Annotated in this window: 12 protein-coding genes and 1 other RNA gene; 4 read left to right on the top strand and 9 right to left on the bottom strand. The window is 36.2% G+C overall.

Translation table 11 applies throughout. The features are described 5' to 3' along the window. Nucleotides 1–13: 13 nt before the first annotated feature. The 6 genes from AAGD93_RS05785 to AAGD93_RS05760 form a co-directional block, all read right to left on the bottom strand. Nucleotides 14–2,002, bottom strand: coding sequence for a porin (locus AAGD93_RS05785; RefSeq protein ID WP_341819278.1), 1,989 nt, complete (start codon nt 2,000–2,002; stop codon nt 14–16). Between the two features lie 207 nt (nt 2,003–2,209). Continuing rightward, nucleotides 2,210–3,031 carry a 3'-5' exonuclease gene (locus tag AAGD93_RS05780; RefSeq protein ID WP_012673253.1) on the bottom strand — a complete coding sequence of 274 codons (822 nt, stop codon included), beginning with the start codon at nt 3,029–3,031 and terminating at the stop codon, nt 2,210–2,212. Next, a complete protein-coding gene (gene era, locus AAGD93_RS05775; RefSeq protein ID WP_341819276.1) occupies nt 3,024–3,908 on the bottom strand; it encodes a GTPase Era in 885 nt (294 codons plus the stop codon). Before era ends, AAGD93_RS05780 begins: the two co-directional genes overlap by 8 nt. A gap of 250 nt (nt 3,909–4,158) precedes the next feature. Continuing rightward, nucleotides 4,159–5,181 (bottom strand): cytochrome d ubiquinol oxidase subunit II, encoded by a 1,023-nt coding sequence (gene cydB, locus AAGD93_RS05770; protein WP_010962802.1) that lies wholly within the window; start codon nt 5,179–5,181, stop codon nt 4,159–4,161. Then, complete coding sequence (locus AAGD93_RS05765; RefSeq protein WP_341819919.1) at nt 5,174–6,577, bottom strand: cytochrome ubiquinol oxidase subunit I; 1,404 nt, start codon at nt 6,575–6,577, stop codon at nt 5,174–5,176. The genes cydB and AAGD93_RS05765 overlap by 8 nt, the downstream gene beginning before the upstream one ends. A 233-nt stretch (nt 6,578–6,810) precedes the next feature. Beyond that, a complete protein-coding gene (locus AAGD93_RS05760; RefSeq protein WP_065094887.1) occupies nt 6,811–7,035 on the bottom strand; it encodes a hypothetical protein in 225 nt (74 codons plus the stop codon). A gap of 587 nt (nt 7,036–7,622) precedes the next feature. On the opposite strand from AAGD93_RS05760, the gene AAGD93_RS05755 reads away from it, so the two are divergent. Further along, the gene (locus AAGD93_RS05755) at nt 7,623–8,243 is read left to right on the top strand and encodes a superoxide dismutase (RefSeq protein WP_010082437.1); all 621 of its coding nucleotides are present in this window, start codon (nt 7,623–7,625) and stop codon (nt 8,241–8,243) included. Then, complete coding sequence (locus AAGD93_RS05750) at nt 8,240–9,511, top strand: M16 family metallopeptidase (RefSeq protein WP_010962800.1); 1,272 nt, start codon at nt 8,240–8,242, stop codon at nt 9,509–9,511. The genes AAGD93_RS05755 and AAGD93_RS05750 overlap by 4 nt, the downstream gene beginning before the upstream one ends. Nucleotides 9,512–9,517: 6 nt before the next feature. On the opposite strand, the gene AAGD93_RS05745 is transcribed toward AAGD93_RS05750, so the two are convergent. From AAGD93_RS05745 to nuoE, 3 genes are all read right to left on the bottom strand, one after another. Then, nucleotides 9,518–9,835, bottom strand: coding sequence for a hypothetical protein (locus tag AAGD93_RS05745; RefSeq protein WP_010082444.1), 318 nt, complete (start codon nt 9,833–9,835; stop codon nt 9,518–9,520). A gap of 191 nt (nt 9,836–10,026) precedes the next feature. Beyond that, a complete protein-coding gene (gene tgt / locus AAGD93_RS05740; RefSeq protein WP_341819275.1) occupies nt 10,027–11,241 on the bottom strand; it encodes a tRNA guanosine(34) transglycosylase Tgt in 1,215 nt (404 codons plus the stop codon). After that, nucleotides 11,242–11,742: an NADH-quinone oxidoreductase subunit NuoE gene (gene nuoE, locus AAGD93_RS05735; RefSeq protein ID WP_010962799.1), complete on the bottom strand. Its 501-nt coding sequence runs from the start codon at nt 11,740–11,742 to the stop codon at nt 11,242–11,244. A gap of 673 nt (nt 11,743–12,415) precedes the next feature. Here nuoE and AAGD93_RS05730 point away from each other — a divergent pair. Next, entirely contained in the window at nt 12,416–14,068 is a 1,653-nt protein-coding gene (locus AAGD93_RS05730; protein ID WP_246165608.1) for a hypothetical protein, read from the top strand. Between the two features lie 157 nt (nt 14,069–14,225). Beyond that, an RNA gene (gene rnpB, locus AAGD93_RS05725) (RNase P RNA component class A) lies at nt 14,226–14,575 on the top strand. Nucleotides 14,576–14,625: the final 50 nt, after the last annotated feature.

Here is a 14,625-nt window from a genome sequence, read left to right as displayed (position 1 = left end):
GTGTACTGGCTGGTTAGAAAGAAAACTTCACACCAGTAAGAAGGAGAATTCCTTGGTTAGAAGGTACATCAGCATCAGACTCATCTTTCAGCTTACCTGTTTCGTTAGTCATAAAATAATGGAGAGCTGCGTAAGGAACAAATTTGCTCTTACTGCATACAGGAGACAGATCATATTGAACGCCAAGTGCACCATCATGAAGCATATCTTTGTCATTCATTCTGCTGCCAAAGTACGTCAAACTTGTGTAGATATTCTCATGTTGATACCCAGCTCCTACAGTCCAATACATGGTATTGTTATCGAATTGAGCTAAGCCTTTAATTCTTTCATACTCTTTATTGTCCTTACTTTGATCTTGAGGATCCTTTTCAGGAATTTGTTTATAGTCATCATTACCTTTTATTTTAATACCCTTCGGTTGACCAGATTTGCCCAAGTATGCAAAAGAGGCAGCAAATTTTATGCCTTGATCTTCATTAATCTTATAATCAGCGCTTACACCCAAATTAACACCCATCAGATCATTATACTCTACAAATTCCTTATAAAGATGCTTATCTTTACTTGGTTGCTTTGGAAAGCCATATTCACCAACTGCAGAAGTTTTAACTTTTATGTTATGTTTATCAAAGTCATATTCATATGATGCACCAGCACTTACTATGTGCTCATAGTCTGGACCGACATGCTTTATCGTTTCCTTATGTTCTGTCTTACCGCCTTTATCTTCTGGAACTGTTTCTTTTACAGTAAACAAACTACTATCATAACGAGGTGAGTAGCTGATACCAAATCTTGCGCCCATATAATTTGGTGAGTAGTAGGCAACTCTAAATGGCAGTGTAGTCATAACGCCTTTGTTATATTTCCCTGCCATGCGGAAAGAGAATTTTTCACTTTCACTCGAAAAACTTTCAGTGTAAAGACGTGGTGTTACATAAAATGGAAAGCTAGCAGCGCTTCCTTCTAAGTTCACTTTTCTGAACCAGTCACTATCTGCAGCTCCGTCAACAGTCGCAATTCTTGTTGCATCAAGCCTCATCAGAGCCTCAGGACCAAATTGGTAACCAAGCTTCACGTCACCATATTTTGAGTTAACAAACACATGCGCACTTCTGCCTTTTGCAGCATAAACACCCTGTGAAGCTCCCTTACCCTCGGTCACTGGGACATGAAACTGCACGTCAGCACCATAAAGAAGACCTAAATCTTCATTCTTATTTTCTGCTCTGAGGTGCAATATTGCATCAGCAATCATACCCATATCGTTGCTGTAATCACCAATATTTCCTATTCCTTCATAGAATATTGGATTTGCTCCTCTTGTTATATCTGGAGTGGCATTATAATACTCTGTAGATCTGTTTGGCATAACGTTATAACGTTTATAATCTGCGCCACTTGGTCCAGCTTTGCCATAACCTTGAGCATCAACAACACCACCAAAAGTTATTCTTAAATTACTTTGCCCTTGATTGGTATCGATAATATCAACTCCACCAACTGAAACAACAGGACTTGCCTTACCTTTTTCCTCTGTATTTTTGTTAACAACTTTTACATCCTTCTTTACATCTTTAGCTTCAACTTTAGCATTCTTAGTTTTAGAACGCTTAGTTTTTGAAACTTTACCTTTTTCTATATTAGAATTCTTAGCGTTTAGAGCTTTCGCTTTTGAATCCTCTATAAGCTTTGCTTTTTTCTCATTTGCTAGCCTGATCTCCTCTTTTTTCTTCTGCTCGGCTGCTAATCTCATCTCCTCCTTTTTCTTAAGCTCTTCAGCTTTTTTTCTTGGATCAGCATTACATATTCTGTCCATCTTTTCTTTCAGTTTTTTATTTGATGTTTTCATAACTTCTGTTTTTCCAGAAGTTTTTGTGCTCTCTTGCTTTTTTATTTCCTTCATACTCTCATCAGGAAAGTCAGCTGCAAAATTGCTGAAAGAACATAAAGTTAATAAAGAAACTAGAGCAGTTCTAGTATACATAGACTTTTTCATGAAGTGCCCCCAAAAAATTTCGAAATCATATCTTAAATGTAAATAGTATAAAAATGTTGAAAATTCAACTTAAAGCAACCTTATAACGAAAATAAAAGTAAAATGCAATACCTTAAAAGCAACTTTCTTAATATGCTCAACGTGTATATTAACCAAAATTTAGTACAGAGGTTCGCTTGTTAGTGCATTATAACTCGACTATTTATTCTATGGAAGTAAAATTTTTCCACCACAAGTTATTTGCCATTCTTCTTTAAATTTCTTTAGGTATTCTTTTTTTTCGCACTCTAAAAGCAGCTCTTCCACACTTTTGTTGTAGCTTTCAGTAGTAATCCTTCCCTGATGATGCATGAACCTTAAGTAAATCAAATAAGTGTTAATTACATCTGTTTCACAATAATCTCGAATCTCTTGTATCTTGCCGCTATCATATAAGCCCATAACTTGTGACCCATCAACTCCAATCTTACCAGGAAGATTAAATGCTGCACAAACTTCGTTCATTTTTACTCTCGCAGAAGCTCCAAAATCAGAGAGGGATTCAAGCAAATCACAATGCCAATCACTGCTATATCTCTGATTGTAACTATTCCACTTATCGCCAGCTTTATGAAAATATTCCGCTTGAATGCCATGGACCATAGCACGATACTTCAGCACTGGTATATCAAAAGTGCGTCCGTTGAACGAAACTAATCTTGGCTTTTTCTCTGATATGTAGTTAAAAAATCCTTTCACTAGCTCCTTTTCACTGGAATTTAGTGTGCCTCCAGATCTTATTTCTTGCAGTGTGAACACCTCATAACCACTCTGGTAGCTTATATTGCAAAGTAAAAAACTAATAACTACAACAAGGTGAAAAGGCTGACGCAGAAAAGAGTTTTGCCCGTTTGTTATTTCAAGATGATATTTTGTTAATGCATCCCTCTTCTCTTCTACACTACTATCATCACTAATATTGAGTAAATTTTTGCAGGAATTTACATCTGGTATAGTTTCAATATCAAATACCAATAAAGAATTAAGCATTGCCTATATACTCCTCCGGACGGTCGATCCAAGGTCGCACTTTCACAAATAAAAAGAGGTGTACCTTGCACTCAAATAATTTTTCTAGTTCAGCACGCGCTTCGATATTAATTTTTTTAATATTACTGCCATCTTTTCCTAGCACTATTTTTTTATAACTATCTTTCAACACAAATATGATCTGTTTGATGACTAAACTCTTATCTTTTTTTTCCTCAAATTGTTCAGTTATAACAGCTGTAGAGTATGGCAATTCTTCATGCAAGTTCAAGAATAATTTTTCTCTCGTAATTTCTGCTGATAAAAAATTTGTCGAGGAATCGGTTATTTGATCTTCTTCATAAAACCAGGGGCTCAACGATGCAACTTCAGACAAGTAATTCATCAAATCAGAAAGTCCATCATTCTTTAATGCTGATATCATAAAAACCTTTTCAAATTTATAAAGCAAATTCAGATGCTCATGCGCCATCTTTAATTCAGGCCTTTTTACCAAATCAGTTTTATTGATAACCAAAATGCATCTGCCTTTTGTGCGCTGCAGCCGCATAAATATAGTCTTAATTCTTTCTATATTTTTCAAATAATTGCTTACATCAACAAGCAACAAAGTGATGTCACTATCCTTAACTGCCGACCATGCAGATTTGACTAAAGCTTTTTCAAGTTTTGTTTCTGCTGAGAAAATTCCTGGGGAGTCAGTAAAGACAATTTGTGTGTTGTTGCATGTTGCAACACCCCTTATTTGCGTCCTTGTTGTTTGCACTTTAGGGGTGACAATTGCAATTTTCTTGCCTATGATGCTGTTAATTAATGTAGACTTCCCAGCATTTGGTAAGCCAGCTATGGTTACAAATAAGCATTTTTGTTCTTTCACAAAGAAAATTATAAAGAAAACTGAATGCCCGCGTCAAGCTACTTATATGACAAGAAGGATGACAGAAACCTTTTTGGTTAGCATGCAAAAAGGAAAAAAACTTATTCTACAAATTAAAAATACAATATACTCAAAAACTTTTCAGAAAATCCATAGGAGGGTTTGCTAATGAAGGCTCTTAAGTTGACGCCATTGCCTGAACGACTGCTTGATTTAAGGGTAACGTTTTAACCATAAGGTCACTAACTCCTTAATATGTGTGTTCATAATTTGATTTTCCACGAAAGACATAATAGCAATAACCAGTGTAAGTTAAAATGATTGGTAAAAGCGGTATTATAACAATGAGCATTAAAGATAAACTTGGCCCAGAAGCAGCTGCATCCAGAATGGTATATTGAAAAGGTATAATCCATGGGTAGATACTAATTCCTAAACCTAAATATCCCATAAAAAAAATAGCAATACTGAGAAAGAATGGACGGTACTCCCGTTTAGTATTCTGAAGATCAAACCACAGCATGAAAAATAGCCAAGATGTGAGTAATGGAATAGAAAATAAATAATAAAAATTTGGCATGCTAAACCAAAAGTTTTTAATACGTTCATTTAAAAATGGTGTCACTACACTCACTAGTCCCATGAAAATACCTACAAAACCAAGCGTATAAGAAGCAACCTTGCGTGCCCATTCTTGTGTTATATTTTCTGTCTTCATTATGAGCCATGTAGAACCTAAAAGTGCATATCCAAATATCACAGCAATGCCTGTCATTACACTAAAAGCACTTGCCCAATCAAATTGGCCACCAGAAAAGTTGCGTCCGTTTACTTCTACACCATGTATAAATGCACCTAAAATCATGCCTTGGCAAAATGCAGCACCAAGTGACCCAAAATGAAAGGCATAATCCCATAATCGCCTGTATTTTCCTTCTGCCTTAAAACGAAACTCAAAGGATACTCCGCGCACTATAAGGCCAAGCAGCATAATAATGATTGGAATATAAAAAGCAGGCATTAATATTGAATATGCAAGAGGAAAAGCAGCAAACAACCCTCCACCACCCAATACCAACCATGTTTCGTTTCCATCCCAAAATGGTGCAATTGAGCTTATCATGTGATCACGGCATTTATCTGACGGTGCAAAAGGAAGTAAAATACCAATACCTAAATCAAACCCATCCATTAAAATATACAGTAAAACAGCTATGGCAATTAGTAATCCCCAGATTAGGGGTAAATTAATTAAGGAAGAAAAATCAAACATGATTGTTGTCCTTTCCAGATGTACCAGCATCAATCACTGAAGCTCCAATACCGTGTTTATAAAATTGCTCTTCTTTAATGACAGGAATTCCTTTGTATATAAGTTTCAGAATATAGTAACTACCTGCTCCAAATATAAGGGTATACATAACGATAAATGCAATCAAAGACCATGCAACCTGAGGACCGGTAATCGCAGGTGAAAATGATTCAATTGTGCGCATAATTCCATATACAGTGTAAGGTTGACGGCCAATTTCAGTAGTAAACCAACCTGCAAGTAATGCTATGAACCCAGACGGCATCATTAACATCCACCGTCCATGCAAGAAACAACTTTGGAATAACTTGCCACGAAAGTATTGTATAACACTAATTAATCCAATCATAATCATTAAAATTCCGATTCCAACCATTACACGGAAGGACCAAAATACCCATACTACAGGCGGTCTATCTTCTTTTTTCCATTCCTTTAATCCTTTTACTTCTCCTAAAAAATCATGTGTTAAGATCAAGCTGGCAAGATTAGGAATTTTTATTTCATAGTGATTAATTTCGTTTTGCTGATCTGGATAAGCAAACAAAAGTAAGCTAGCCCCTTTTTCGGTTTCCCATATACCTTCCATTGCAGCAATCTTAGCAGGTTGATGCTTTAGAGTATTTAATCCATGCTTATCCCCCACAAACAACTGAAATGGTGCAGCTAAAGCTACCATAATGGTTGCCATACCAAACATAATTCTTGCTTGAGGAGCATGTCGCGTTTTCCAAAGATAAAACGCCCCTACACCGCCCACCACGAACGCTGTTGTAAGATAGGCTGCTGTTACCATATGAATAAAGCGATAAGGGAAAGAAGGATTAAAAATAATCTCTAACCAATTGGTTGGATATAGGAGACCATTCTCACCAATCGTGAATCCAGTGGGTGTTTGCATCCAGCTGTTGGCTGCAATAATCCAAAAAGCTGAAATAAGCGTTCCCACTGCAACAATACAAGTAGAAGCAAAGTGCATACGAGAACTTACTCTATTCCATCCAAATAGCATAATACTCAAAAAAGATGCCTCCAGAAAAAAGGCTGTTAAAACCTCAAAGGAAAATAGAGGGCCGAGAACATTGGCTATGCGGTCAGAAAAAATCGACCAATTGGTACCAAGTTGATATGACATTACAACTCCAGATACCACTCCCATGCCAAAAGCAACGGCAAAAATCTTGATCCAGAATTTATAAACATCACGGAAACGTGTATCACCAGTCTTAAGCCAACACCATTCCAAAAAGGCTAGAAAACTTGCAAGCCCGATCGTGAAAGCAGGAAATATAATGTGAAAGCCTATTGTGAAGGCAAACTGAATTCGAGCTAATAATAAAGGATCAAATTTAAACATTTTACCTAATACCCATGTATTACAAATAATAGCCAAATCTGCCTATAATTCAATCCATTTTTTCACAAAATTGACCTTACCCAGAAAAAGTAGAGAGAAAGTTAAGACGTTTTTGTCATGAGAATAAATTGTGCAGGAATACAACTGTTCTCCCTTGTCATACCGTCACGGTATCTCTAGATCCCGCTAACACGTAGCGGAATGACGATTGTCAGGCCAGCGCCCCTATGATGTCATCCCAGTGCTCCTTTTTTTGTCATCCCAGTGCCCAGACACTGGGATCCAGGAAACTTAGTTGCAAGTAATGCATTGGGTTTGGTGAGTATGGGTTTTGCGTTATAGAATGAAGCACTTTTGGTGAATTTATAAAGAAAGCTGGATCCCAGTGTCAAGCACTGGGATGACACCCTACTAGCAGAAGTTACTCTCAAATGTTTGTTCATGTTAGCTACAAACATTAAGAAATTTACCAAACGAAAAAAAAGGCAAAAGAAGCCCTAGTCATTGTCTATTTTCAGTATTGGCGTTTTTTAAGTCTTAAACGCTGCAATTTAGCTGCTTTTAAATGCAACTCACCTTAGTTTGAATGTTTAAGAAATTTACTAAGCAGAAAAAAAGGCAAAAGAAACCCCGTGTTAGCTAGTTGTCACTCTCTAATCCTGCAAATCGGCGTACTATACTGTCTTAAACGACTTATAAGCGCGTTTCAGCTTATATAGGTAAAAACCCAGAAATGTTGTGAAGACATAAGGTGCACATAGTGCAAAAAATTAAACATGAGACGCCAAATACGTTGAGTTTTTTTGTCATTTAACCTGTACAGAGAAGATAAATAAATAGCTTCAGTTTCATGATAAGGGGGTTGGCGAAGGGTGTCAAGTAACTTTTGCATTTAATCCATTTCTATGGCTTATATAATAATCGTTATTGTAGTATAATTTAGAATAATGCAATAGATACCTAAATGTTTTAGCTATTAATTATATGTTGCACAAAAGCATATATTGCCCTACCATCCAAGTAGGTTAGAAATAAAGAGGTTTTTATGAGTTTTACTTTACCTGAATTACCATACGATAAAACAGCTTTGGAGCCTTATATATCTGCAAAAACCTTAGATTTTCATTATGATAAGCACCATAAAGGATATTTAAATAAACTCAACGAGCTAGTTGAAAATACGGATTATCAACATGTAAAAATTGAGGAATTAATAACAAAAGTGCATGGTAATAGCGGCAACTTGCCTATATTTAATAATGCAGCACAAGTTTGGAACCATACTTTTTATTGGAATTCAATGAAAAAAAATGGTGGTGGTAAGCCTAAAGATGGTAGTCTTCTAGCAAAAAAAATTCAAGACGATATCGGTGGCTTTGATAAATTTTATGAAGAATTTTCGAGTCATGGAGTAAGCCAGTTTGGCAGTGGATGGGTATGGTTAGTGCTCGAAAAAGGTAGGTTAGGAAAGCTCAAAATCACCAAGACTCCAAATGCAGATTTGCCAATAATTTATGGCCAAGTGCCACTACTCACTATGGATGTGTGGGAGCACGCCTATTATTTAGATTGTCAAAACCGTAGAATTGACTACATAAAAGTTTTCCTTGATCATTTGATTAATTGGGATTTTGCAGAAGAGAACTTAGAAGAATATATGAGATGAATATACCCCGGGTAACAAAATTAGATAATGGTCTGCGCATAATAACTGAGCAGGTGCGTGATATTGATTCCGTAGCTTTAAGCATACGAGTTGGTGTTGGCAGTAGAGCAGAAAGTGCAAAGCAAAATGGAATATCCCATTTTTTAGAACACATGGCTTTCAAAGGGACGAAGACAAGAACTGCCTTTGAAATTGCAAAAGCTTTTGATGACATAGGTGGAGTTTTCAACGCTAGCACCGGTAGGGAAAGCACCACCTATTATGCAAAAGTCCTCAAGAAAGACATAAAAACTGGTATTGATATATTAATAGATATATTGATGAATTCCACGTTTCCAGAAGATGAATTGGAACGTGAGAAGGGTGTTGTAATACAAGAGATTTTTCAAACTAATGATTCACCAAGTGACATTATTTTCGACAAATATTTTGAGGCAGCTTATAAAGACCAACCATTTGGTAGGTCAATCTTAGGCACGCAAAATACTGTAAAATCTTTTACTCGAGGAGATCTAGATAATTACATAAATGAGCATTACTTTGGTGAGAATATGCTATTTGCCGTTGCAGGAAATGTTGAACATGAAGAAGTTGTTGCATTAACCAAAGATTTTCTCTCAAAGATTCATTCTAAAAAGCTGAAAAAAAGCCAAAATGCGAGCTGTACTGGTGGTGAGTATTTAGAACATCGTAAATTAGATCAGGTACACTTGCTAATTGGTCTACCTAGTGTTTCTCGCCATGACGATAAATATCACACGTTTCAAGTGCTTGATTCTATATTAGGGAGCGGAATGTCATCACGTTTATTCCAGGAAGTAAGGGAAAAGCAGGGATTAGCTTACTCTGTTTATTCATTTAATTCCAGCTATACTAATACAGGAATGTTTTCCATTTTTGCTGGTACAGACAGTAGTAACTTAGATAAGCTTTTAAAATCTATAACGACAGAGTTGAAGAAGTTGTCTACAGATGATCTGAAGGAAGAAGAAGTAAATAGAGTGAAAGAGCGAGTAAAATCCCAAATTTTAATGTCACGCGAAAGTGTTAGCTCACGTGCTGAAACATTGGGACACTACTACGGTAACTATAATAGGTACATCAGTAAAAATGAATTAATAGAAAAAATTAGTGCAGTTACCACTGCTAACGTAAAAAAAGCAGCAGAAGAATTGTTATCTCAGCATGAAAAAACCACTCTAGCTGCAATTGGAGAAATTGAATCATTGCCAAGTTACGATAAAGTGGTTTCTATGCTTAAAGCTTAGTGTACTTTAATTATGTTGCTTAAGCTCACTAAAAAGTTCAATGAACGGTTGCAAAATCCTTTCTATAAAAAGTTTGCTTTCTGGTTCATCGCGTATATTACTTATCAGTTTATTCAAAGTTTTCTCGCTGTTTCGTAAAAATAAATAGCTTTCTACTGCTTGCACACCAGACAAGACAGTCAAAATTCCTCCTATCACTAGACAAGCAGCTATAGCAGGTACGGTACCCACTGCAATTGCAGTTGCGATTAATGATAACCCAGCTAAGAATGTAACGGCTGAAACGCAAAACGCTATTTGATGTTTTTCTTTATTGTTAACCATAAATACCTCACAAAAACTATATTTCTAACATACCAGTGTTGTCATGTATTGTCAAGTTTTTAAAGAAGATTAAAAAATGCAACGCACATGTGCAAAAGACGCTAACTATGGATTAGCCAAGGAAGAAAGAGTAGGAAGAGGAAGGCTTTTTCTGTTTTAGGGAATATAAAATAAGCGTAGAAAAATATGAACTAGGTGTATAATTCACAGTGTAATGGTATCTCACTAATCCAATTATTTTTCTCCCGATCTAGCCTATCATCTAATATAGCCTGCCTTATTGATGCCATTAACTTATTCATAAAGAAAATATTATGAATGGTAACGAGCGTGTAAGCCAGGAGCTCTTTAGCTTTCAGTAAATGGTGTATATAAGCTCTTGAATGTTTTCTGCAGGTAAAACATAAACAGTCACTTTCAATTGGGTTGTTGTCCAGCTCAAATCGTTGATTCCGCAAATTAATATGCTCTTTGCACTTTGAAGAAATAGAATTTCTGTTTTTTACTTTAACAAGTGCGCCACCATGCCTTGCTAAGCGGGTTGGATGCACGCAATCAAACGTGTCAATTCCAAGCTTTACTCCGCGAAATATGTCCACAATTCCACCAATACCAAGCAAATGAGTAGGCCTGTCTTTTTTCAGGTGGTCCATAGTGAAAGAAACTACATCATGCATCTGCTCTTTACTTTGACCAAGTGATCCACCTATTGCTTGACCAAAAAATGGCAAATCGTTGATAAAATCACAACTTTCTCTACGTAAATCTTGATACACTCCGCCTTGACTAATTCCATACAGTGCCTGCTTGCCATTATTGTTTTTTTCAAATTCATTTAAAGAACGTTCAGCCCATCTGTGGCTCATGAGCATTGATTTTGCTGTGTATTCTTTGCTTACGTGAAATGGAGTGCATTCATCTAAAACTAGGATTAAATCTGCACCTAATTTCTGTTGAATTTGTACAGATTTTTCAGGAGTTAAGCAATAAATTTTACCATTAATGTAAGAACGGAAAATTGCCCCATCCTCATTAATTTTGATCAAAGTTTTTTGTTTTTTTCTTATTCCTTTTATCTCTTCCGAAACTGATCCGTGGCCTAAGCTAAATATCTGATATCCACCTGAGTCAGTTAGCATTGGCCCATTCCATCCTATCATCTTGCGCAAACCACCAAGTTTTGCAACAGTATTCTCTCCTGGTTGAAGCATTAGGTGATAGGTGTTGGAAAGTATGATTTGGGTACCAGCTTCACTTATTCTTTCAATATCTGCAGCTTTAATTGCAGCTTTTGTTGCACAGAATATAAAAGCTGGTGTTTCTACGCTTCCATTTGGAGTTTTAATTGTTCCAACTCTTGCAGAACCTGATTGCTTGATTCTCTTGAATGAAAATTCTTCTTTCATCTATTTGCCTGAAAGTTCTGTTATGATGTTTTCTACTTTCTCAGGAGTAAGATTTTCATAGAAGTCATTATTGATCTGCACAACGGGAGCATTAACGCATGCACCTAGGCATTCAACTTCTTTTAAAGTGAACAAATTATCTTTAGTAGTCTCACCGATATTGATTCCAAGTTTTTTTTTAAAGGTATTTAAAACTTCTTCACTATTGCACAACCAGCAAGGAGTTGTTCTACAAATTTGTATTAGATATTTGCCTACTGGTTTTAAATTATACATGGTGTAAAAATTTGCCACTTCATATACACGAATATGTGGAATATGCAGCATATCAGCAACATAACGCATAGCAGATTCAGAAACCCATCCGCATTGCTCTTGAACCAGATATAGTAAAGGCATAACAGCACTACCTTCTCTACCTTTGGGATACATCTCTATAAACTTTCCCGCTTTCTTGAGGTTTTCTGATGTAAAACTAAACTGCTCTTCTTTTTCTATCATTCATGAGACTCGTGTAAACTTTAACAGATTATACCTGTAGAACCAATGATTGCAATTGTTGGTTTTTTGAGAAATAGCATAAAGCTTCTTAGCCCTCTTCAAGCTTATATTTACCTTTTAGTATAAAATATTATATTAATTTTTTAATTTTAGTTAAAATTTTCATTGACATTAACACACAGGAGTAATCATAATAGCATTTTATTAATATTTTAAATAAAATTATGTCTATATTAAGAAGATTGCTCGGATCAACTCAAATACACCGGAAATTAAAGAAGCGATAGGTTTTAATCCAACAAACGTAGAATTAATTGAGGGGAATGGAGTTGCTTACGGACTCAGCTATCAAGATAATGGTAATGGGAGCAGTAAAGTAAAATTACTTATTAGTCCATTATATCAATCAAAAACATACGAATGTGGTACAAATATCAGCGTAGCAAATGAATTCAAAGATCAATTATCTCTCACATTAATAGAAGATTCATCTGAAATAGATAAAGTTGGAGTTATCTTTCCTGAAGAAGGAATTAGCGAAGAAGGAGAAAAATGCGTTAAAGGCTTATCTTTTAATACTTACGGAATTAAACAATCAGTTAATACTCCTTCAGTTGAACATTTAGATAAAAGAAAATTACAAAAGAATATTGATAATAATAGTCTTGCAAATGTGGGCAATAGTTACTTTCAACCAAGAGCAGTGAAAGTTGGTAATGGTGACGTAATTGTAATCGCCCATAACTTAAAGGATCAAACTTTAGTTTCTTGGTACTTAAAGTCAAGCGAGAGCGGAAAATTTAAGGTATTGACTGGAGAAAAAGGTGTTACAGAAAGAAAATTGTTCAATTTTGATAATCAGGGGCAATTGGCATTAAATGGAAACACGATGCTTTATTCGCAAGTGAGCAAAAGGATTACTAAGGAAAATCAAGAGGTGAGAAAAACACGTATTTTTAAATTTGATATGGCTAAAGTGATTCAGGGTCTGAAGGATGGAGTTAATGGCTTTTTACTTGGTAATCGAAAAGGTCAAATAGATAATAAAGCACTATCTCTTTCTAGAGAACATGAAATAAGCTTTTTGCAGTATGTTGAACAAACGGAAGGAAATGATCTAGTTGCTTTTCTTGAAAATGACCAATCAGCTAATGAGCAGAGGTTACATATAGCAACTCTACTTAAAAATGGATCAGTGTCAGATTTTCCTATCTATCAATTTACAGATCCTATAGAGCAATTATATATTAAAGGCAACGGTCAGGGTGGTTTTATCGTAACTGCGGTAAGTGGAGAAAATATTGTAACTTTTAATCAAAACGGCTCTGGAAAATCTTCTGAAGCAACAATAATACCGGCAAATAGCATCAAAACTCTCAGTGATTTTGTTAATATCATTAACGGTCGATTAACGCCAGATATTATTTCTAGTAGTACCGTGGCTCCTATAACTGTTGCAGAAACGGTTGTGACTTCTAAGAAAACGCCGACTGCTGCAATTACTAGCACAGCAGAAACCGACGCTGTGAAGACTACTAAATTGACAACGGAAGCCGTTGCACCTACTTCTACAATAAGTAAACCTTCAACGGAGTCAACGACAGTAGCAAAAACAACTACTACTTCACAAGCGACCACGGTTGCTACAACGTCAACTAGTGTGCCGATAGTAACTTCAGGGACTGAGACAAGTACTGTAAAACCTACAGCAGCGACTGGTGCGTCGACTTCTACGATGAGTAAACCTTCAACAGAGTCAACGACTCAAACAAGTACAGTAACAGTGAAGCCAACAACAGAAGCCGTTGCACCTACTTCTACAACGAATAAACCTTCAACAGAGTCAACGACTCAAACAAGCACAGTAACAGTGGAACCAACTGCGCCAACAACAAGCTCAGAGAAAACTACACAAACAGTATTTAGTATACCAAGTACTAGAACAAAAGAGTCAACAACTCCTATATTCACCACGACTTTACTTCCTCAGTCTACTTCTTCACCACAACCTACTCAACTTGCTATAGGGTCTAATAAGGCAGGAATGATAGGGGGATCTTTGGTTGGAGCAATAGGTATTGTTGGAATTATAGGATTCATAGCATATAGATATGTTAAGGGTCGTAATGCTGCTCCTGTATTAGAACTAACTGATTTGGGTTATAGAAGGCGATCATCTTCAAGTAGCGATGAAGAAATTTTTACCACTGGTAACAGAATGCGAACTATATATCAATCTGAAACAGTGCTAAATAGTATATCAGTAGAAAGTAGTAGTCGATCAAGAAGTAGCTCATCGTCTTCAAGCGGTGGACCAGGCTCTTGACTAACTGAAGCGGAGTCTAAAAGTGAAAAAAGCTTATCTTGGGATAGTGATGATGTGCCGGAATATCACCTTTAGCTATTTGTCTAAATGTTTTTAATATGTAGACTGTTAGGAAATTGTCTTTTGCTTTTGTGATTTTCATGTTAAAGTATAATTCCTAGGTGAAATAAGTAGCTGCTGTTGTGTGATAAACATAGCAGAGGAAAGTCCGGGCTCCAAGGAAAAATAGTGACGGGTAATGCCCGCCGGAGGTAACTCCAGTTATAGGGCTACAGAAAATTACCGCCTAAAATATTTTTAGGTAAGGGTGAAAAGGTGTGGTAAGAGCACACCATGGCAATGGCAATATTGGTAGTCGAGTAACCAACACTAGGAGCAAGATTAAATAGAAGTAGATTTTATGTTTTCCTCATATCTACTCGGGTAAATCGCATGCGGTAAATGGTAACATTTACTCCAGATAAATAGCTACATAAACAGAACTCGGCTTATATTTCACCTAGGCGTTCACATGATACGTGCGATATAAGCCATGCTATATTTAAATGTGTAGGCAT

The sequence above is a fragment of the Wolbachia endosymbiont (group A) of Brachyopa scutellaris genome (assembly GCF_964026995.1).
GTDB lineage: Bacteria > Pseudomonadota > Alphaproteobacteria > Rickettsiales > Anaplasmataceae > Wolbachia > Wolbachia pipientis.
Note: the sequence above shows the minus strand (reverse complement) of the source record. Positions and strands in the feature narration are given on the sequence as shown.

What these genes read in the sequence shown, in the direction of transcription:
- AAGD93_RS05785 (WP_341819278.1), bottom strand. Translation starts at nt 2,002, where the DNA reads ATGAAAAAGTCTATGTATACTAGAACTGCTCTAGTTTCTTTATTAACT.
- AAGD93_RS05780 (WP_012673253.1), bottom strand. Translation starts at nt 3,031, where the DNA reads ATGCTTAATTCTTTATTGGTATTTGATATTGAAACTATACCAGATGTA.
- cydB (WP_010962802.1), bottom strand. Translation starts at nt 5,181, where the DNA reads ATGTTTGATTTTTCTTCCTTAATTAATTTACCCCTAATCTGGGGATTA.
- AAGD93_RS05765 (WP_341819919.1), bottom strand. Translation starts at nt 6,577, where the DNA reads ATGTTTAAATTTGATCCTTTATTATTAGCTCGAATTCAGTTTGCCTTC.
- AAGD93_RS05760 (WP_065094887.1), bottom strand. Translation starts at nt 7,035, where the DNA reads ATGTTTGTAGCTAACATGAACAAACATTTGAGAGTAACTTCTGCTAGT.
- AAGD93_RS05755 (WP_010082437.1), top strand. Translation starts at nt 7,623, where the DNA reads ATGAGTTTTACTTTACCTGAATTACCATACGATAAAACAGCTTTGGAG.
- AAGD93_RS05750 (WP_010962800.1), top strand. Translation starts at nt 8,240, where the DNA reads ATGAATATACCCCGGGTAACAAAATTAGATAATGGTCTGCGCATAATA.
- AAGD93_RS05745 (WP_010082444.1), bottom strand. Translation starts at nt 9,835, where the DNA reads ATGGTTAACAATAAAGAAAAACATCAAATAGCGTTTTGCGTTTCAGCC.
- tgt (WP_341819275.1), bottom strand. Translation starts at nt 11,241, where the DNA reads ATGAAAGAAGAATTTTCATTCAAGAGAATCAAGCAATCAGGTTCTGCA.
- nuoE (WP_010962799.1), bottom strand. Translation starts at nt 11,742, where the DNA reads ATGATAGAAAAAGAAGAGCAGTTTAGTTTTACATCAGAAAACCTCAAG.